Source organism: Bradyrhizobium sp. IC4060 (assembly GCF_020193715.1).
Taxonomy (GTDB): Bacteria; Pseudomonadota; Alphaproteobacteria; order Rhizobiales; family Xanthobacteraceae; genus Bradyrhizobium; species Bradyrhizobium yuanmingense.
In genome coordinates, this window is sequence record NZ_JADYVJ010000002.1 from 719,277 (window position 1) to 736,608 (window position 17,332).

Here is a 17,332-nt window from a genome sequence, read left to right on the forward strand (position 1 = left end):
CTGCTTCGCCGCCTCGCTCGCGGCGAAGCTCTTTTCTTCGAGGGTAGCCATGCTCGATGTCCCCCACGCAACCACGACCGAACACAGCGAGACCCATTTCGATCTCCGCAAGGAGGCTGAAGCCGCCGGAGTCACCGAGACGCTGCTACAGCTCGATCAGGAGCTGATCGGACTCAAGCCGGTCAAGAATCGCGTGCGCCAGATCGCCTCGCTGTTGCTGATCGAGCGCATCCGGCAGCGTGCGGGCCTGGCCTCCGCGCTGCCGACCCTGCACATGTCGTTCACCGGCAATCCTGGAACAGGCAAGACCACCGTGGCGCTGCGCATGGCCAGGATCCTGCACGGGCTCGGCTTCGTGCGGCGCGGGCAGGTGATCTCGGTGACGCGCGACGATCTCGTCGGCCAGTATATCGGCCACACCGCGCCGAAGACCAAGGAGATCCTGAAAAAGGCGATGGGCGGCGTGCTGTTCATCGACGAGGCCTATTATCTGCATCGTCCCGACAACGAGCGCGACTATGGTCAGGAATCGATCGAGATCCTGCTCCAGGTGATGGAGAACCAGCGCGAGGACCTCGTCGTGATCCTCGCCGGCTATGGCGAGCGGATGACGAAATTCTTCGCCTCCAATCCCGGCTTCCGCTCGCGCATCGCCCACCACATCGAATTCCCTGACTATGCAGAGGCCGAGCTGCTCGTTATCGCCGAGCTGATGCTGAAGGAGCGCGGCTATCGCTTGTCGGCTGCGGCGCGCGAGGCGTTAGAGAAATACATCGCGCTGCGCCGGACCCAGCCGTTCTTCTCCAACGCGCGCTCGATCCGCAACGCCGTCGACCGCATCCGCCTGCGGCAGGCCGATCGGCTGGTGTCCGATCTCGATCGCATGCTCGATGTCGCCGACCTCGAAACCATCGATGCCATGGACGTCTTGGCGAGCCGAGTCTTCAGCGGCGGTGCGGATGCGCGGAGTGCAGTGCCATGACGAAGGAGATCATGATCGCTCCATCGATTCTCGCCGCGGATTTCGCGCGTCTCGGCGAGGAGGTCGCCGCGATCGACGCCGCTGGGGCCGACTGGATCCATTGCGACGTCATGGACGGACACTTCGTGCCGAACATCAGTTTCGGTGCCGACGTCATCAAGGCGATCCGCCCCTATTCGAAGAAGCCGTTCGACGTGCATTTGATGATCGCGCCGACAGATCCCTATCTCGAGGCGTTCGCAAAGGCCGGAGCGGACATCATCACGGTGCACGCCGAAGCGGGGCCGCATCTCGACCGCTCGCTCCAGGCGATCCGCTCGCTCGGCAGCAAGGCTGGCGTCAGCCTTTGTCCGTCGACCCCGGAAGCGGTGATCGAGTATGTGCTCGATCGTATCGATCTCGTGCTGGTGATGACGGTCAATCCGGGCTTTGGCGGCCAATCCTTCATCGCATCGCAGATCGACAAGATCAGGCGGATCAGGACCATGATCGGCGGGCGGCCGATCCGGCTCGAGGTCGACGGCGGTGTCACGTGCGACAATGCCGCGGCCGTGGCTGCAGCGGGTGCCGACACGCTGGTCGCGGGCTCCGCCGTGTTTCGCGGCAAGAGCGCTGGCGAATATGCCGCCAATATCGCGGCTATTCGCATCGCCGCGGAGACCGGCCGGGTTCCGAAGCTGCAAGATAGTTCCGCGCCCGCGAAGCGGGCCGAAGAAAGTGCGCTCATCCGGTAGATTACGGATCAGCCCACCGCCGTGGCTCCGGTGTGTCAAGGCGCGCCACTTTCTCCGGATCTCTACGGAGCATGCCTTCCAAATCGATCGGCTCATTCAGGCCGGGGTAACCAACGCACCGGAGAAGGACAATCGATTAACGACCGCGCAATGCCAAGCGTCTCAATCTGTGGTTTAGGGACGCTATGAGAGCGCGGATGCGTAACGACGGAAACTGCGGCATGAAGCCCGCACGCGGCGCAAAGTGATGGCATGAGCATGCATCGCCTGTTCGCCGAGCAGCTCCGCTGCGCCACCGATGCCACCGGACAGGTCGATCTCGTCAAGCTGGGCAAGTTCGTCAGCGCGGCTTACGAGGCCGGTGATCGCGAGCGTCAGCGGATGATCGAAGTACGCGCGCAAACGCGCGACGAGGTCGAGCAGGATCTGCTGCGGACCCGCGAGTTCCTCGACACAATCATCGAAAACATTCCGATCGCCGTCTTCGCGAAATGTGCGGAGAGTTCGCGCTACATCCTGCTCAACCGCGCCGGAGAAGACTATTACGGCATGCCGCGCGAACAGATGCTGGGCCGAACGCCCGAGCAGATCTTCCCGGCTGACGTGGCCCGCGTGGTCAACGAGCAGGATAGACGCGTCGCGGCCAGCGGCATGCCGATGGTTCTGGAGGAGCATCTGCTCGAAGTCGGCGTCAAGGGCCGCGACCGGGTCGTCAATTCACGCAAGATGCTGATCACGGATGGCAACGGGGATCCGCAATATCTGGTCGGCGTGATCGAGGATGTCACGGAGCGTGTCACCACCCGGCAGCGGATCAGCCATCTTGCGCATCATGATGCGCTCACGGACCTGCCGAACCGCAGCGCCTTCAACGCGGCGCTCGACGAACGGCTGGAGCGGGCGCAGGAGGCATCGACCAGTTTCGCTGTGCTGAGCCTCGATCTCGACCGCTTCAAGGAGGTCAACGACGTGTTCGGTCACCCCGTCGGCGACATGCTGATGCGGGCGGCCGCCGACCGGCTTGCCGCGGAAGCCGAAGGCGCCTTCGTCGCCCGCATCGGCGGCGACGAGTTCATGATCCTGATGCCCGACAACGCCAGCCGTGAGGACGTTCTGGCGCTGGCCGAACGCCTGGTCGAGACGATCGGCAAGGAGCTCGAGATCGACGACTATCTCTCCCACGTGGGCCTCAGCGTCGGCATCGCGTTCTATCCCGACGATGGCGTGAACGCGGCGACGCTGCTCGCCAATGCCGACTCAGCTCTCTACCGCGCCAAGCGCGAGGGCAGGAGCCGGGTCCGCTGCTTCGAATCCGAGATGGACCAGGAGCTGCGCGACCGCAGGCTGTTGCAGCACGACCTGCGGCAGGCGCTGGAGCAGAACCAGCTCCTCGTCTATTTCCAGCCGCAGGCGCGGGTGGATGGCGAGGTCATCGGCTTCGAGGCGCTGCTGCGATGGAATCACCCGACGCGGGGCTTCGTGCCGCCGGACCAGTTCATTCCGCTCGCCGAGGAGAACGGGCTGATCGTCGAGATCGGTGAATGGGTGCTGCGCAAGGCGTGCCGTGAGGCGGCATCCTGGCCGCGGCCGTTGCAGGTCGCGGTCAATCTGTCGCCGGTCCAGTTTCAGGCGGGCGATCTCGAGCGCTCGATCCATCAGATCCTGTTGGAGACGGGATTGACGCCGACGCGGCTCGAGGTCGAGATCACCGAGGGCGTGCTGATCGGCGATTTCACCCGCGCGCTCAACCTGCTGCGGCGGCTGAAGGCGCTCGGCATCCGCATCGCCATGGATGATTTCGGCACCGGCTATTCCTCGCTGTCGTATCTGCAGTCGTTCCCGTTCGACAAGATCAAGATCGATCGCAGTTTCATCTCCAACCTGGAGGCGACGCCGCAATCGGCCGAGATTGTCCGCGCCGTCCTGAGCCTGGCGCACGCGCTGAAGATCCCGGTCATTGCCGAGGGGGTGGAGACGGAAGCCCAACGTGCCTTCTTGGCCCGCGAGGCCTGCGAGGAGATGCAAGGCTATCTCGTCGGCCGTCCCGACTTGATCGAGCGCTACCTCGACCTGGTGGGCCTCGCCGTGGAGCGCCGCCTCTACGCCTAGCATTGGGCACAGAGTTCCGAGCGGACGTTTGGAACTAAAATCCTTACCGGCACTTCTCGAAAATTAACTTGGTTCAGGCGCGTTGAGCGCGCAGCAAATGTTTTGCATAAACGCCATCGGCCTGACGCAAATCAGGGCAATAAGCCGGTGAACGCGAGGGAGGGTCTCATGGAGAACGTACGTCGCTACCGGGCGATGGCGTCCCTCTGCCGTCAGCAGGCGGCCTACCGGCCGCTCCAGAACTGGGAACTCCTCGGCCAGGCCGAACATTTCGAACATCTTGCCGAAATCGAGCTCAAGGCGCATTTCGACGCGTGCAATGTGCATCGCGACAAGGACGCCGCCGCGCCGGCGACTTGGGAGGCTCCCGTCGCGGCGTGACGGCGCCAAGCCGGCTCGTCAATGCGACATCAGCGTCGGGACCGTCATGGCTTCCAGCATGGCGCGGGTGACGCCCCCGAGAAAGCGTTCCTGCAACCGCGAATGGCCGTAGCCGCCCATCACCAGGAGATCGAGACTCTCGTCGGCCGCCAGCGACAGAATGATCGGCTGAATGTCGGCGCGCGTGGCGGTCAGGCTGACCGTGCGGGTGGACAATCCGCGCCGGCCGAGATGTCTGGCCAAGCCGCTCGCTGAAGCTTCGCTGGAGACGTCGTCGGTCTCGTTGACGGTGATGATCACGATCTCTTCGGCGCGCGCCAGGAACGAAGCTGCGTCGCGCATAGCGCGGGCGGCAACGCGACTGCCGTCCCAGCAGATGCCGATCCGCTTCGCCTTGAAGGCTCCCCGGAAGGTGTAGGGCAGGAACAGCACCGGGCCGCCCGCGCGGAACAGGATCTCGCTCGGCATGTCGTTGTCGAACGAGCCTTGCGCCGGATCGGGCTGGAGCAGGACGCTGAGGTCGTGCAGCCGTGCCATCTCGCCGAGCGAGCCGGCGGCATCTGCCGGGATCGCGCCGAGTGCGTGGCAGGTATAGGCGATGCCGGCGTTCGCCGCCTCGCTCTTGAATACCGCGAGCGCCGCCTCGGCCCGCTCCACGGCGCGCTCGCGCTCCAGCTCGAAAACGGCCGCCACCGCCGCGCCGCCTTCCATGACGTAAGCCGTACTGGTGGCGACATAGCCGACCGCGACCGCGTCGAGATGCGCGTTGAGCTTCGCCGCGAGCGAGACCGAGCCCTCGATCGCGGGACGCATGGGACGTTCGGTGGGAATGTGGACGAGAATGTCTTTGTACATGGCGCGCCTCCGCTGAGCATCATCCGATGGTCGCAGTTTTTCACTGCGCGAAGGCGGCGCGTTGAGCTGTATCAAACGTCCGGATTGCCTGCTGCGACCGCTCATCCATTCTTTGCCGAGATTTAATCGGACGGACGGGACGCCGTAAGGTGGCAGCGACCATGTTGCGGGCAAGGCGACACCTGCTCAACATGGACATTTCGACATGAACGATCGCGTCAATTCCGACATCACCACGTCTCGCAAGATCTTGCGGCCGCGGCGGCTCGCGCTGCTCGGCACCGTGGCCGCGCTGGGCGTGGCCGCCCTGGCAGTTGCGCCAGGCGCCTCGCCGTACGGCATCAACTCCTTGATTGCGCCGGCTCAGGCGGCCGAAGCCGCCGCGACGCCGCCCGGCTTCGGCGATCTCGTCAGCAGGGTCAAACCCGCTGTGATCTCGGTGCGGGTCAAAATCGATCAGGACAACGACAAGAGCGCGATGCTGCAGCAGAACCGGATGGATTCGGACGAGGACACGCCGTTCGACCAGTTCTCGCGACAGTTCGGTTTCCGCTTTCCGGGCGGCGCGAACGGCATGCCGCGCCAGCGCCACCAGATGATCACGGGCGAAGGCTCCGGCTTTTTCATCTCCGCCGACGGCTATGCCGTGACCAACAATCACGTCGTCGATCGCGCCGAGTCCGTGCAGGTGACGATGGACGACGGCACGACCTACACCGCGAAAGTGGTCGGCACCGATCCGAAGACAGATCTCGCGCTGATCAAGGTCGACGGCAAGAAGGACTTTCCGTTCGTCAAGTTCTCCGACCAGAAGCCGCGCATTGGCGACTGGGTGGTCGCGGTCGGCAATCCCTTCGGTCTTGGCGGCACCGTGACCGCCGGCATCGTCTCGGCCAGCGGCCGCGACATCGGCAACGGTCCCTATGACGACTTCATCCAGATCGACGCGCCGATCAACAAGGGTAATTCCGGCGGTCCGGCCTTCGACATGAACGGCAACGTGATCGGCGTGAACACTGCGATCTTCTCGCCCTCGGGCGGCTCGGTCGGCATCGGCTTCGATATCCCGGCTTCGACCGCCAAGCTCGTCGTCGCGCAATTGAAGGACAAGGGCGCGGTCACCCGGGGCTGGCTCGGCGTGCAGGTGCAGCCGGTGACGTCGGATATCGCCGACAGCCTCGGGCTCAAGGAGGCGCGCGGCGCGATCGTCGACAATCCGCAGGATGGCAGCCCGGCGGCGAAGGCCGGCATCCAGGCGGGCGATGTCATCACCGCCGTCAACGGCACCACGATCAAGGACTCCCGCGACCTCGCCCGCACCATCGCCGGCTTGACGCCGGGCACGTCCGTGAAGCTCGATGTCTTCCGCAAGGGCGACAGCAAGACGGTGACGCTGGCGCTCGGCGAGTTGCCGAACGAGCGGCAGGCCAAGGGCAATGGCAGTGGCAATGCCGACGAGGGCAGCGGACAGCCGGGTGCCGGCACGCCGCGCCTCGGCCTCAGCCTGGCGCCCGCCGGTGACGTTCAGGGCGCAGGCCAGAACGGCGTCGTCGTCACCGAGGTTGATCCGCAAGGCCCGGCCGCGCAACGCGGCATCCGGACCGGCGACGTCATCCTCAATGTCGGCGGCAAGGCTGTCAGCAATGTCGGCGAGGTGCGCTCCGAGCTGGCGCAGGCCAAATCGTCGGGCAAGCGCAGCGTGCTGCTTCAGGTCAGAAGCGCGGAGGCCACCCGCTTCGTTGCGGTGCCACTCGCATAACGTCAACTCGACCCTTACCAATCCAGGAAGGCGGCCTTCGGGCCGCCTTTTGCACACACGTCACGTCTGCACCAGGCCGGTCACATTCTCGTTAACGGCAGGGATGATGACCTGGTGCGTCCGAAAAAGCCGTGTTCGCTGATCACACTCGCAGGGCGCCTCGGTGCTCTGCGCCAACGTCGCCGCTGAGAGGGGTTGCAAGCGTGGAACTTCGAGCCTCCCGGCGCTTTGTGGAACTCGCCGGTGGTTCACAAGTGATCGGTGCCGACATGGATCGATTGAAGCTCTCGCTCAGGAGTGCGCTGCTCGTGGCGCCATTGGTGCTCTCGGGGGGAAACGCGCTCGGGCGCGACGACGGCCGCTACGCGAATTCTCCTCTGAAGCCATGGTTCGACAGTTTGCGCAGCCATCTCGGTCCGTGCTGCTCGGACGCGGACGGTTTCGCCCTTGCCGATCTCGACTGGGAGTCGCACAACGGGCGCTACCGTGTCCGCATCGACGGACAGTGGATCGATGTGCCGGATGAGGCCGTCATCACCGAGCCCAACCGGGCCGGCCGCACGATGGTGTGGCCGGTCAAGACTGCGTTCGGGATTTCGATCCGCTGCTTCATGCCGGGGAGCATGATCTGAGGCGGGTCAGCGCGACCGCTTGGATTTGCGCTTCGATGATTTCTTGTTCGACGATTTCTTGGACGACGTCCCGGACGTTTTCTTGGATGTTTTCTTGGACGTCTTCTTGGCGCTCTTGCGCTTCGAAGCCTTCTTCGGGACCTTCTTGCCCTTCTTGCGTGCCTTCGACAGTCCGATCGCGATGGCCTGCTTGCGGTTCTTGACGCGGCCGCCGCGCCCGCCACGGCCGCTCTTCGCGGTGCCCTTCTTGTAACGCCGCATCTCGGTGGCGAGATCGCTTCCCGAGCTGCGTGAGTAGCGGCGCTTTTTTGCCTTGCGTGCCATGCATATTCTCCCTCGGCGGGGAGAACCATTCTGCACAGCCATGGTTCCGGGAGCGTGGAACGGCGCATGCCTAAAGCGCGATGCGATGCTCTAGAAGGAGTTTGCCAGCTCGATCTCCGCTTCCAGCACCTGGATGCGCCGGGCGGCCTCGCTGAAGGACAGATCCCGCGCATATTGGCCGGGCTGGTAGGCCTCTTCGCTGAGCCGCTTCAGCTTGAGACCCTGCGCCCGCGTCATCTGCTCGCCCAGGAAAAATCTGGCGTCGTATTTACCTTGAACCTGCATCTGGAGTCTCCGTCCTGAAATCGTGACTTGACTATATGTTCTTATTTTGTTCTAACAAGGCATGGACAACAGAATTAATGAAATTCGACGTAAAATCAGAGCCTTGAGGCTCGAGATGGCCGACGTCGAGGCGTCGGTGCGCGACCTCGTCGAGCGCGATCACGACTGCACGGAAAGGGCCCTGGCGCAGATGGACCTGCGCCGGAAGATCAATCTCTTGATCGCCGAATGGAAGGCTGCCGGCGGCAGCGACGTACTGCCGAACGTCCGCGACCGGGTGCGGCTTCGTGCCGTGAAGACAGGCGGCAACTCCGCGCGCGCAGCCGAGCGCCGCTGAGATCCTTGGCGCCGGATACTGAAGGCCGAGTGCCGAACCAAAGATAGAAGACAAAGGGCCCCGCAATGCGGAGCCCTTCATGATTCCAGGGAGCGCCTATTTGGTGTCGGTCATGCCGCCCTTGTTGGTCATGGTGCCGCCCTGATCAGAGCCGGGACCGGCGCCGCCTTGGCCGGACGGATCAGCGCCCTTGGAGGACTTGGTGTTGGCGCCGGTGGTCTGTGCCGACGACATCGAGGATCCATGCTTAGTCTTGTGCGATTTGGCCTGGGCGGCAAACGGCGCGGCGGCAAGGCCGGTTGCCAATATTACGGCGAGAGCGAGCTTGGTCGTCTCATGCGGGGAAACCCCCTGAGTTAAATTGACGCAGTCAGCAAACCGCGCGTCGCGGCAGGAGTTCCCGGCGAAGTATCTTCCGTGCGTCACGCACGCTTCAAGTTTGCTTGTCCTCGGCCAGGATGAACACGGCGCCGGTGAGCGTCGCGCCGATCGCAAAGGTCGTCACCAAGGTGAGGGCGAAGACCATCGCGGCCTGGCTTCCGCCATTGTTCAGCAGGTTGGCGACGGCTGGATTGGACAGGACGAGCGTGAGGTTGAAAATGAGGCCTAGCGCTGCGCCCATCATTGCATGCGTCATCAGCTTGATAAGGCCGCTGGCAGAGATCAGCTCAGACGACTTCTTGGTGCGCATGGGACGGCATCCCGAACTTGCCACGCCAACGCGCATGTGATCGTCGGGTTCCGTTCCGCTGAAGGAATTGTTACCGCCCGTTTCATCCGGCGTTCATGCCGGGCTTGCCAAGATGGGCGCCAGCAAAACGGGAACATCGATATGGGTAAGGTCGTCTTTCTTTACCGCTCGCTGGCCTATCGCAACGCGGCCGCGGACATCCTGCGCAAGGCGCGCAAGCTTCCGCTTGGCGCGGAGCGAAGCGCGGCCCGCCGCTACGCGAGGGCGCTGCGCGATCTCGCCCGAACGGAAGCCTGGCTCGAAGGGCGCGTCGCGCGCGAACCACGCACGGCGCAGCGCATGAGCAGCGCAGCGTCAGGTTAACCGGATGCGCGTTGCAATTCGGCAGCGCCGGCGGTGTCGAATTTGCTTGGTGCAGCCGCCGCGGTCTTGCGTGTCAACGGCACCTCAAGACGGCACAGCAGGCCCTCGGCGCGCCAATCGAACTGCGCCTGTCCGCCAAGCTGGGACTCGATGCTCGCAAGCAGGCTTCGCGTGCCGAAGCCGCGCGATTTCGGGGTCTTGACCAGGGGACCGCCGGATTCCTCCCAGCTCAGCGTGAGCAGCTCCTCGTCGACCTGCCAATCGATCGCGAGCCGCCCCGCTCGCGTGGATAGCGCGCCGTACTTTGCCGAGTTGGTGAAGAGCTCGTGCAGTGCGAGCGCCAGCGTCTGGGCCGTCGCCGGCAGCAACTGAACTTCGGGCCCTGCCAATTTGATCTGGTCGCCCAGCGAGTAGGGCGCAAGCTCCTCGTCGATCAGCCTGGAGAGCTCGGCGCCTTGCCAGCTCGACAGCGACAGGATGGTGTGCACGCGCGCCAGCGCATTGATGCGCCCCTCGACGGCGTTGACATAGGCCTTGACCTCGTCGGCCCGGGTGAGGCGCACGATCGACTGCGCCAGCGCCAGTGCGTTCTTCGCACGATGATCGACTTCCCGCGCCAGCAGGTTCTGCCGCTCCTCGGCGCGCTTGCGCTCGGTGATGTCGACAGTCACGCCGCTGACGCGCACCACGCGCCCGCTCTCGTCCGTGGTTGCGGCCGCCGTGCCGACGCACCAGCGCACCTCGCCGTCGGGCCGGATGATGCGGAACTCCGTCTCATAGGCGCGTGTGCCCTTGTTGAACTCGGCAATCGCCTTGCGCAACTGGTCGACGTCGTCGGGGTGCAGCAGGGCCTGAACGTTGGCCGGATTGATCTCGAAATTGTCGGGGCTGACACCGAAGATATTGTATTGCCCCTCGTCCCACATCCAATCGCCGCTGATCCAGTCCCAGTCCCAGGACCCCATCTTGCCAGCCGCGATCGCCATGCTGCGCCGCTGCTCGCTCTCGCGCAGCTTCGCGGTGGAAGCCTCCAGTTCCGCGGTGCGGGCGCGGACGCGATCCTCGAGCTCGTGATTCAGCCGTTCGAGCTCGCGCGTCTTGCGGTAGAGCTCGGCAAACACCTTGATCTTGGCGCGAAGCACCTCCGGCACGACCGGCACTGGCACGTAATCGACCGCGCCCATCTCGTAGCCGCGCAGCCGGTCGATGTCGCTGACCTGGATGGCCGAGATGAAGATCATGGCGGTCTTCTGAAAGCGCGGATGCTCGCGGATCATCGCGGCGAGCTCGAAGCCGTCGAGCTCGGGCATGCAGACGTCGACCAGGATCACCGCGATCTCGGTCTTGAGCAGCACCTCCAACGCCTCGCGGCCCGAGGAGGCGATGACGAGGTTCTCGCCGAGATCCTTCAGGATCACCTCATAGGCGAGCAGCTTGGCCGGCTGATCGTCGACGAGCAGGATGTTGACCTTTTCCTGATCCATACGCGGGTCCAACTCAGCGATGCAGCCACATGCGGATCGCAAGCAGCAATTGGTCGGTGTTGACCGGTTTGGCGAGGTAGTCGGACGCGCCGGCTTCGAGGCATTTCTCCCGGTCGCCCTTCATCGCCTTCGCAGTCAACGCGATGATCGGCAGACGGGCGAAGGCCGGGTTCTCGCGGATCACGCCGATGGTCTGATAGCCATCCATCTGCGGCATCATGATGTCCATCAGCACGATCGCGATCTCCGGATTGGATTCGACCAAGGTCACCGCCTCGCTGCCGGTCGTGGCCGTCAGCACCTTCATGCCGCGTCGTTCCAGCACGCTCGAGAGCGCGAAGATATTGCGGGCATCGTCGTCGACGAGCAGGGCGGTCTTGCCGATCAGGTCCTCGTCGGAACTGTTCAGCTTCTCCAGCATGCGCTGCTTCTCGAGCGGCAACTCCGTGATCACGCGGTGCAGGAACAACGCGGTCTCGTCGAGCAGGCGCTCGGGCGATTCCACGCCCTTGACCACGATGCTGCGTGCCATGGTGTGGAGTTCCGCATCCTCCTCGGCCGAGAGCTCGCGGCCGGTGAACACCACGACGGGGATGTTCGACAGCGCCTCGTCGTTGCGGATCTGATCGAGCACCTCGAAGCCGCTCATGTCGGGCAGCCTGAGGTCGAGCACCACGCAATCGCAGGGTTGCTCGCGCAACGTCGTGAGCGCGCCTGCCCCGGTATCCGTGGCCAGGATCTCGATGTCGTCGTGGTGCAGCAGCTCGCGGATCGAGAGCCGCTCGGCCTCGTTGTCCTCGACGATCAAGAGCCGCTTGCGCCGCGGCCGCGCATATTCCTTGATCTGCGTCAGCGCGGCCGAGACGCCCTCGGTCGTCGTCGGCTTGTTGACGAAGGAGAAGGCGCCGCGCGCCAGCGCATGCTGGCGGTCCTCGTCGAGCGTGATGATCTGGACCGGGATGTGGCGGGTGAGCGGATTGTGCTTGAGCTGGCTCAGCACGGTCCAGCCGAGCATGTCGGGCAGGAACACGTCGAGCGAGACGGCCGTCGGCTGGTATTGCTTGGCGAGCTCGAGGGCCTCGGCGCCGCGCGCGGCGACCAGGACCTTGAAGCCCTTGTCGCGGGCCAGATCGACCAGCACGCGGGCATAATGCGGGTCGTCCTCGACGATCAGGAGAATGGTGTCGCCGGGCTCGAGGTTGAGGCGGTCGTCGGGCAGCTGCTCGATAACGCGCTGCTGGTCAGGCGCGGCAGGCTGCAGCGCCGGCGGCTGGCCGTATTGCTGTGACGCCGGCGCCCGCGGCGCGAGGGTCGGGCCGGAATATTTCAAGGGCAGATAGAGCGTGAAGGTCGAGCCCTTGCCCGGCGCGCTGCGCAGGTGGATCTCGCCGCCGAGCAGGCTGGCAAGCTCGCGGCTGATCGCAAGGCCGAGGCCGGTGCCGCCATATTTGCGGCTGGTGCCGGCATCGGCCTGCTGGAACGCCTCGAAGATCAGCTTCTGCTTCTCCAGGGGAATGCCGATGCCGGTGTCGGACACTTCGAAGGCGATCACGGCCGGCGCCGAGTTCAGCACCGGATGATCCGACCCCCAGCCGCCGATTGCGCCGGCGACTTTCAGGCGCACTTCGCCGTCGGCGGTGAACTTGAAGGCGTTGGAGAGCAGATTCTTCAGAACCTGTTGCAGCCGCTTGGAGTCGGTCACGATGCTGCGCGGCAGGTTCGGATCGACGTCGATCTTGAACGACAGGTTGCGGTTGTCCGCCTCGTGCCGGAACGGCCGGCCGACGGTCTCGAGCAGGTTCGCGGTCAGGATTTCCTCGGCGTCGACCGTCACGGTGCCGGACTCGATCTTGGAGAGATCGAGAATGTCGCTGATGAGGTTGAGCAGGTCGGTGCCGGCACCATGGATGGTGCGGGCGAACTCGACCTGCTTGGCCGAGAGGTTGCCATCGGGATTGTCGCTGAGCTGCTGTCCGAGGATCAGGATCGAGTTCAGCGGCGTACGCAGCTCGTGGCTCATATTGGCGAGGAATTCGGACTTGTACTTCGACGTCAGCGCGAGCTCGGTCGCCTTCTCCTCGAGCGCGCGGCGGGCCTGCTCGATTTCCTGGTTCTTGCGTTCGACCTCGACGTTGCGCTCGGCGAGCTGCTGCGCCTTCTGCTCGAGCTGGTCGTTGGTCTGCTGCAATTCGCGCTGCTGGGTCTGCAGCTCGCCGGCGAGCTGCTGCGACTGCTTGAGCAGGCCTTCGGTCTGCATCGTGGCCTCGATCGAATTGAGCACGATGCCGATGGAGTCGGTGAGCTGCTCCAGGAACGTCATCTGCGAGGTCGTGAAGGAGACCAGCGAGGCGAGCTCGATCACGGCCTTGACCTGGCCTTCGAACAGGACCGGGAGCACGACGAGGTTCTTCGGGGCGACGCGGAACAGCGCCGAGTTGATCGGCACCACGTCCGAGGGAATGTCGGAGACGACGCGCGGCCGCTTGTCGAAGGCGCATTGGCCGATCAGGCCTTCGCCGAACTGCAGCACCGGCTGATAGGGGTAGACGCCGTCGCTGGCGTAGGAGGCGAGCAGCAGGAGCTGGGGATCGTTCTCGTTCTCGACCTGGTAGATCACGCCCGTATGGGCGTTCACCAGCGGCGACAATTCGGTGAGCAGCAATCGGCCGACCGTGGTGAGATCGCGCTGTCCCTGGAGCATGTTGGTGAACTTGGCGAGGTTGGTCTTGAGCCAGTCCTGCTCGGTATTCACGTCCGTCGTGAGACGGAGGTTGGTGATCATCGTGTTGATGTTGTCCTTCAGCTCCGCCACTTCGCCGCGGGCGTCGACCTGGATCGACCGCGTCAGGTCGCCCTTGGTCACCGCAGTTGCGACTTCCGCGATCGCGCGCACCTGCGAGGTCAGGTTGGCCGCGAGCAGGTTGACGTTGCCGGTGAGATCCTTCCAGGTGCCGGCAGCGCCGGGCACGTTGGCCTGGCCGCCGAGCCGGCCTTCGACGCCGACCTCGCGCGCCACCGACGTCACCTGATCGGCGAAGGTCGCGAGCGTCTCGGTCATGTTGTTGATGGTGTCGGCGAGCGCCGCGACCTCGCCCTTCGACTTCACCGTGAGGTTCTGCTTCAGATCGCCGTTGGCGACCGCGGTCACCACCTTGACGATGCCGCGCACCTGCTCGGTCAGGTTCGCCGCCATGAAGTTGACGGTGTCGGTGAGATCCTTCCAGGTGCCGGCGACGCCGGGCACTTGCGCCTGGCCGCCCAGCTTTCCTTCCGTGCCCACCTCGCGCGCGACGCGCGTCACTTCGCCGGCGAAGGCGTTGAGCTGGTCCACCATGGTGTTGATGGTGTTCTTCAGCTCCAGGATTTCGCCCTTCACGTCGACGGTGATCTTGCGCGAGAGGTCGCCGCGCGCGACCGCCGTGGTGACTTCGGCGATGTTGCGGACCTGGGTGGTGAGGTTCGCAGCCAAGAGGTTGACGTTGTCGGTGAGATCCTTCCAGGTGCCGCCGACGCCGGGCACGACGGCCTGACCGCCGAGCCGGCCCTCGGTGCCGACCTCGCGCGCCACGCGCGTGACTTCGGCGGCGAAGGAGCGGAGCTGCTCGACCATGGTGTTCAGCGTGTCCTTCAGGAGAAGGATCTCGCCGCGTACGTCCACCGTGATCTTCTTCGACAGGTCGCCGCCGGCGATCGCGGTTGCGACCTCGGCGATGTTGCGGACCTGCGCCGTCAGGTTGGAGGCCATGAAGTTGACGTTGTCGGTGAGGTCCTTCCAGGTGCCGGCGACGCCGGGCACCTCGGCCTGGCCGCCGAGCTTGCCTTCGGTGCCGACCTCGCGCGCCACGCGCGTGACTTCGCCGGCAAAGCCGTTGAGCTGGTCCACCATGGTGTTGATGGTGTTCTTCAGCTCGAGGATTTCGCCCTTCACGTCGACGGTGATCTTGCGCGAGAGGTCGCCGCGCGCGACCGCGGTCGTCACCTCGGCGATGTTGCGGACCTGGGCGGTGAGGTTACCCGCCATCGAGTTGACGCTGTCGGTGAGATCCTTCCAGGTGCCGGCGACGCCGGGCACGTTGGCCTGACCGCCGAGGCGGCCTTCGGTGCCGACCTCGCGCGCCACGCGCGTCACCTCGCCCGCGAAGCGGTTGAGCTGGTCGACCATGGTGTTCAGCGTGTCCTTGAGCTGAAGGATCTCGCCGCGCACGTCCACGGTGATCTTGCGCGACAGGTCGCCGCCGGCGATGGCGGTGGCAACTTCCGCGATGTTGCGGACCTGCGCGGTGAGGTTGCCCGCCATCGAGTTCACGGAGTCGGTCAAGTCCTTCCAGGTGCCGGCGACGCCGGGCACGTCGGCCTGGCCGCCGAGCTTGCCGTCGGTGCCGACCTCGCGCGCCACGCGCGTGACTTCGCCGGCGAAGGCGTTGAGCTGGTCGACCATGGTGTTGAGCGTTTCCTTCAGCTGAAGGATTTCGCCCGAGACGTTCACCGTGATCTTCTTGGACAAGTCGCCCTTCGCCACCGCGGTTGCGACCTCGGCGATGTTGCGGACCTGGCCGGTGAGATTCGAGGCCATCGAGTTGACGCTGTCGGTGAGGTCCTTCCACGTGCCGCCGACGCCGCGCACCACCGCCTGACCGCCGAGCTTGCCTTCGGTGCCGACCTCGCGCGCCACGCGCGTGACTTCACCGGCGAAGGCGTTGAGCTGGTCCACCATCGTGTTGATGGTGTCCTTCAGCTCGAGGATCTCCCCGCGCACGTCCACGGTGATCTTCTTCGAGAGATCGCCGCCGGCGACCGCGGTGGTCACCTCGGCGATGTTGCGGACCTGCGCGGTCAGGTTCGAGGCCATCGAGTTGACGCTCTCGGTGAGGTCCTTCCAGGTGCCGGCGACGCCGAGCACGTTGGCTTGGCCGCCGAGCCGGCCCTCGGTGCCGACCTCGCGGGCGACGCGCGTGACTTCGCCGGCGAAGGCGTTGAGCTGGTCGACCATGGTGTTGAGCGTTTCCTTCAGCTGAAGGATCTCGCCCGAGACGTTCACCGTGATCTTCTTCGACAAGTCGCCGCTCGCGATGGCGGTCGCGACGTCGGCGATGTTGCGGACCTGCGCGGTCAGGTTGGAGGCCATGAAGTTGACGTTGTCGGTGAGGTCCTTCCAGGTGCCGGCGACGCCCGGCACCTGGGCCTGGCCGCCGAGCTTGCCCTCGGTGCCCACCTCGCGCGCGACGCGCGTGACTTCCGAGGCGAACGAGTTGAGCTGGTCCACCATGGTGTTGATGGTGTCCTTCAGCTCCAGGATCTCGCCGCGCACGTCCACGGTGATCTTGCGCGAGAGGTCGCCGCGCGCCACGGCGGTGGTGACGTTGGCGATGTTGCGCACCTGTGCGGTCAGGTTGCCGCACATCGCGTTGACGGAGTCGGTCAGGTCCTTCCAGGTGCCGGCGACGCCGGGCACGATGGCCTGGCCGCCGAGCTTGCCGTCGGTGCCGACCTCGCGCGCCACGCGCGTCACTTCGGAGGCGAAGGAGCGCAGCTGGTCCACCATCGTATTGATGGCTTCCTTGAGCTGGAGGATCTCGCCGCGGACGTCGACCGTGATCTTCTTGGAGAGGTCGCCGTTGGCGACCGCGATCGTCACCTCGGCGATGTTGCGAACCTGGTTGGTCAGGTTGTTCGCCATCGAGTTGACGCTCTCGGTGAGGTCCTTCCAGACGCCGGTCACCTCCGGCACCTGGGCCTGGCCGCCGAGCTTGCCTTCGGTGCCGACCTCGCGCGCCACGCGCGTCACCTCCGAGGTGAACACGCCGAGCTGCTTGATCATGGTGTTGACGATCGTCGCCGACTGCAAGAACTCGCCGCGGAGCGGACGGCCGTCGACGTCGAGCTTGACGGTCTGCAGCAGGTCGCCTTGGGCGACAGCGGCAACCGCGCGCGTCACCTCGCGGGTCGGCCACAACAAGTCGTCGATCAGCGTGTTGACGGAGCCTTCCATGTCGGCCCAGGAGCCGGAGGCGAGGCCGAACTTCACGCGCTGGCGGGTCTTGCCTTCGCGTCCCACCACCTGGCCCACCAGCTCGAGCTGCTGTGCCATGCGCTGGTTTGCGGCGATAATTTCGTTAAAAGTGTCGGCGATCTTGCCGTCGATACCGAGATAGTCGCCGCTCATGCGCACCGAAAAGTCACCGCTGCGCATCGCCTGGAGGGCGAGCAGCAGTTCCGCTCGGGAATCTGACTCGGACGTACCGTTGATTTTTGGCTTTGGGACGCGACGACCGGAGCGTGATGCAGTTCCGGAATCGAGGTCGCTCATACTGTTTCCCCCGCAGGCGTCGGCCGAATCTGAGGCAAGACGCGTTCGACGAAATAAGAGCGTCAGCCAAATTCGAAATCAAGCGCCAA

Annotated in this window: 15 protein-coding genes; 8 read left to right on the forward strand and 7 right to left on the reverse strand. The window is 64.9% G+C overall.

What is annotated here, in order from left to right; genetic code table 11:
- Window positions 1-49 precede the first annotated feature (49 nt).
- From cbbX to I6F16_RS10240, 4 genes are all read left to right on the forward strand, one after another.
- Window positions 50-982, forward strand: a complete 933-nt coding sequence (cbbX, locus tag I6F16_RS10225; protein ID WP_225112611.1) for a CbbX protein — start codon at window positions 50-52, stop codon at window positions 980-982.
- The gene (rpe, locus tag I6F16_RS10230; RefSeq protein ID WP_225112612.1) at window positions 979-1,716 is read left to right on the forward strand and encodes a ribulose-phosphate 3-epimerase; all 738 of its coding nucleotides are present in this window, start codon (window positions 979-981) and stop codon (window positions 1,714-1,716) included. The genes cbbX and rpe overlap by 4 nt, the downstream gene beginning before the upstream one ends.
- Before the next feature lie 252 nt (window positions 1,717-1,968).
- The gene (locus I6F16_RS10235) at window positions 1,969-3,825 is read left to right on the forward strand and encodes an EAL domain-containing protein (RefSeq protein WP_225112613.1); all 1,857 of its coding nucleotides are present in this window, start codon (window positions 1,969-1,971) and stop codon (window positions 3,823-3,825) included.
- Window positions 3,826-3,993: 168 nt separating this feature from the next.
- Window positions 3,994-4,206 (forward strand): hypothetical protein, encoded by a 213-nt coding sequence (locus I6F16_RS10240; RefSeq protein WP_225112614.1) that lies wholly within the window; start codon window positions 3,994-3,996, stop codon window positions 4,204-4,206.
- 18 nt (window positions 4,207-4,224) lie between these two features.
- Here I6F16_RS10240 and I6F16_RS10245 read toward each other — a convergent pair whose 3' ends face one another.
- Window positions 4,225-5,061, reverse strand: coding sequence for a universal stress protein (locus I6F16_RS10245; RefSeq protein WP_225173662.1), 837 nt, complete (start codon window positions 5,059-5,061; stop codon window positions 4,225-4,227).
- 205 nt (window positions 5,062-5,266) lie between these two features.
- On the opposite strand from I6F16_RS10245, the gene I6F16_RS10250 reads away from it, so the two are divergent.
- Together I6F16_RS10250 and I6F16_RS10255 are read left to right on the forward strand one after the other, a co-directional pair.
- Entirely contained in the window at window positions 5,267-6,820 is a 1,554-nt protein-coding gene (locus tag I6F16_RS10250) for a Do family serine endopeptidase (RefSeq protein ID WP_225112616.1), read from the forward strand.
- Between the two features lie 269 nt (window positions 6,821-7,089).
- Complete coding sequence (locus tag I6F16_RS10255) at window positions 7,090-7,452, forward strand: hypothetical protein (RefSeq protein WP_036003965.1); 363 nt, start codon at window positions 7,090-7,092, stop codon at window positions 7,450-7,452.
- Between the two features lie 6 nt (window positions 7,453-7,458).
- Here the strand turns inward: I6F16_RS10255 and I6F16_RS10260 are convergent, their stop codons facing one another.
- Complete coding sequence (locus I6F16_RS10260) at window positions 7,459-7,776, reverse strand: DUF6496 domain-containing protein (RefSeq protein ID WP_225173663.1); 318 nt, start codon at window positions 7,774-7,776, stop codon at window positions 7,459-7,461.
- A 90-nt stretch (window positions 7,777-7,866) separates the two neighbouring features.
- Window positions 7,867-8,061, reverse strand: coding sequence for a DUF3072 domain-containing protein (locus I6F16_RS10265; RefSeq protein WP_057026883.1), 195 nt, complete (start codon window positions 8,059-8,061; stop codon window positions 7,867-7,869).
- A 115-nt stretch (window positions 8,062-8,176) separates the two neighbouring features.
- Between I6F16_RS10265 and I6F16_RS10270 the strand changes: the two genes are divergently transcribed.
- A complete protein-coding gene (locus I6F16_RS10270; protein WP_036003912.1) occupies window positions 8,177-8,398 on the forward strand; it encodes a hypothetical protein in 222 nt (73 codons plus the stop codon).
- A gap of 96 nt (window positions 8,399-8,494) precedes the next feature.
- Here I6F16_RS10270 and I6F16_RS10275 read toward each other — a convergent pair whose 3' ends face one another.
- Together I6F16_RS10275 and I6F16_RS10280 are read right to left on the reverse strand one after the other, a co-directional pair.
- A complete protein-coding gene (locus I6F16_RS10275; protein ID WP_225173725.1) occupies window positions 8,495-8,707 on the reverse strand; it encodes a hypothetical protein in 213 nt (70 codons plus the stop codon).
- Window positions 8,708-8,831: 124 nt separating this feature from the next.
- On the reverse strand, window positions 8,832-9,089 hold the full coding sequence (locus I6F16_RS10280; protein ID WP_225173664.1) for a hypothetical protein: 258 nt from the start codon (window positions 9,087-9,089) through the stop codon (window positions 8,832-8,834).
- A gap of 141 nt (window positions 9,090-9,230) precedes the next feature.
- Here I6F16_RS10280 and I6F16_RS10285 point away from each other — a divergent pair, with 141 nt between their 5' ends.
- Window positions 9,231-9,452, forward strand: a complete 222-nt coding sequence (locus I6F16_RS10285; protein WP_036029983.1) for a hypothetical protein — start codon at window positions 9,231-9,233, stop codon at window positions 9,450-9,452.
- Here the strand turns inward: I6F16_RS10285 and I6F16_RS10290 are convergent.
- The gene (locus tag I6F16_RS10290) at window positions 9,449-10,936 is read right to left on the reverse strand and encodes an HWE histidine kinase domain-containing protein (protein ID WP_036003924.1); all 1,488 of its coding nucleotides are present in this window, start codon (window positions 10,934-10,936) and stop codon (window positions 9,449-9,451) included. The genes I6F16_RS10285 and I6F16_RS10290 overlap by 4 nt on opposite strands.
- Before the next feature lie 13 nt (window positions 10,937-10,949).
- Window positions 10,950-17,243, reverse strand: coding sequence for a HAMP domain-containing protein (locus tag I6F16_RS10295; RefSeq protein ID WP_074447528.1), 6,294 nt, complete (start codon window positions 17,241-17,243; stop codon window positions 10,950-10,952).
- Window positions 17,244-17,332: the final 89 nt, after the last annotated feature.

Excerpts from the sequence above, each read along its gene's own strand:
- rpe (WP_225112612.1), top strand. The coding sequence starts at position 979 with ATGACGAAGGAGATCATGATCGCTCCATCGATTCTCGCCGCGGATTTC.
- I6F16_RS10295 (WP_074447528.1), bottom strand. The coding sequence starts at position 17,243 with ATGAGCGACCTCGATTCCGGAACTGCATCACGCTCCGGTCGTCGCGTC.
- I6F16_RS10285 (WP_036029983.1), top strand. The coding sequence starts at position 9,231 with ATGGGTAAGGTCGTCTTTCTTTACCGCTCGCTGGCCTATCGCAACGCG.
- I6F16_RS10240 (WP_225112614.1), top strand. The coding sequence starts at position 3,994 with ATGGAGAACGTACGTCGCTACCGGGCGATGGCGTCCCTCTGCCGTCAG.
- I6F16_RS10270 (WP_036003912.1), top strand. The coding sequence starts at position 8,177 with ATGGCCGACGTCGAGGCGTCGGTGCGCGACCTCGTCGAGCGCGATCAC.
- I6F16_RS10265 (WP_057026883.1), bottom strand. The coding sequence starts at position 8,061 with ATGCAGGTTCAAGGTAAATACGACGCCAGATTTTTCCTGGGCGAGCAG.
- I6F16_RS10235 (WP_225112613.1), top strand. The coding sequence starts at position 1,969 with ATGAGCATGCATCGCCTGTTCGCCGAGCAGCTCCGCTGCGCCACCGAT.
- I6F16_RS10250 (WP_225112616.1), top strand. The coding sequence starts at position 5,267 with ATGAACGATCGCGTCAATTCCGACATCACCACGTCTCGCAAGATCTTG.
- I6F16_RS10245 (WP_225173662.1), bottom strand. The coding sequence starts at position 5,061 with ATGTACAAAGACATTCTCGTCCACATTCCCACCGAACGTCCCATGCGT.
- I6F16_RS10290 (WP_036003924.1), bottom strand. The coding sequence starts at position 10,936 with ATGGATCAGGAAAAGGTCAACATCCTGCTCGTCGACGATCAGCCGGCC.
- cbbX (WP_225112611.1), top strand. The coding sequence starts at position 50 with ATGCTCGATGTCCCCCACGCAACCACGACCGAACACAGCGAGACCCAT.
- I6F16_RS10260 (WP_225173663.1), bottom strand. The coding sequence starts at position 7,776 with ATGGCACGCAAGGCAAAAAAGCGCCGCTACTCACGCAGCTCGGGAAGC.
- I6F16_RS10255 (WP_036003965.1), top strand. The coding sequence starts at position 7,090 with ATGGATCGATTGAAGCTCTCGCTCAGGAGTGCGCTGCTCGTGGCGCCA.
- I6F16_RS10280 (WP_225173664.1), bottom strand. The coding sequence starts at position 9,089 with ATGCGCACCAAGAAGTCGTCTGAGCTGATCTCTGCCAGCGGCCTTATC.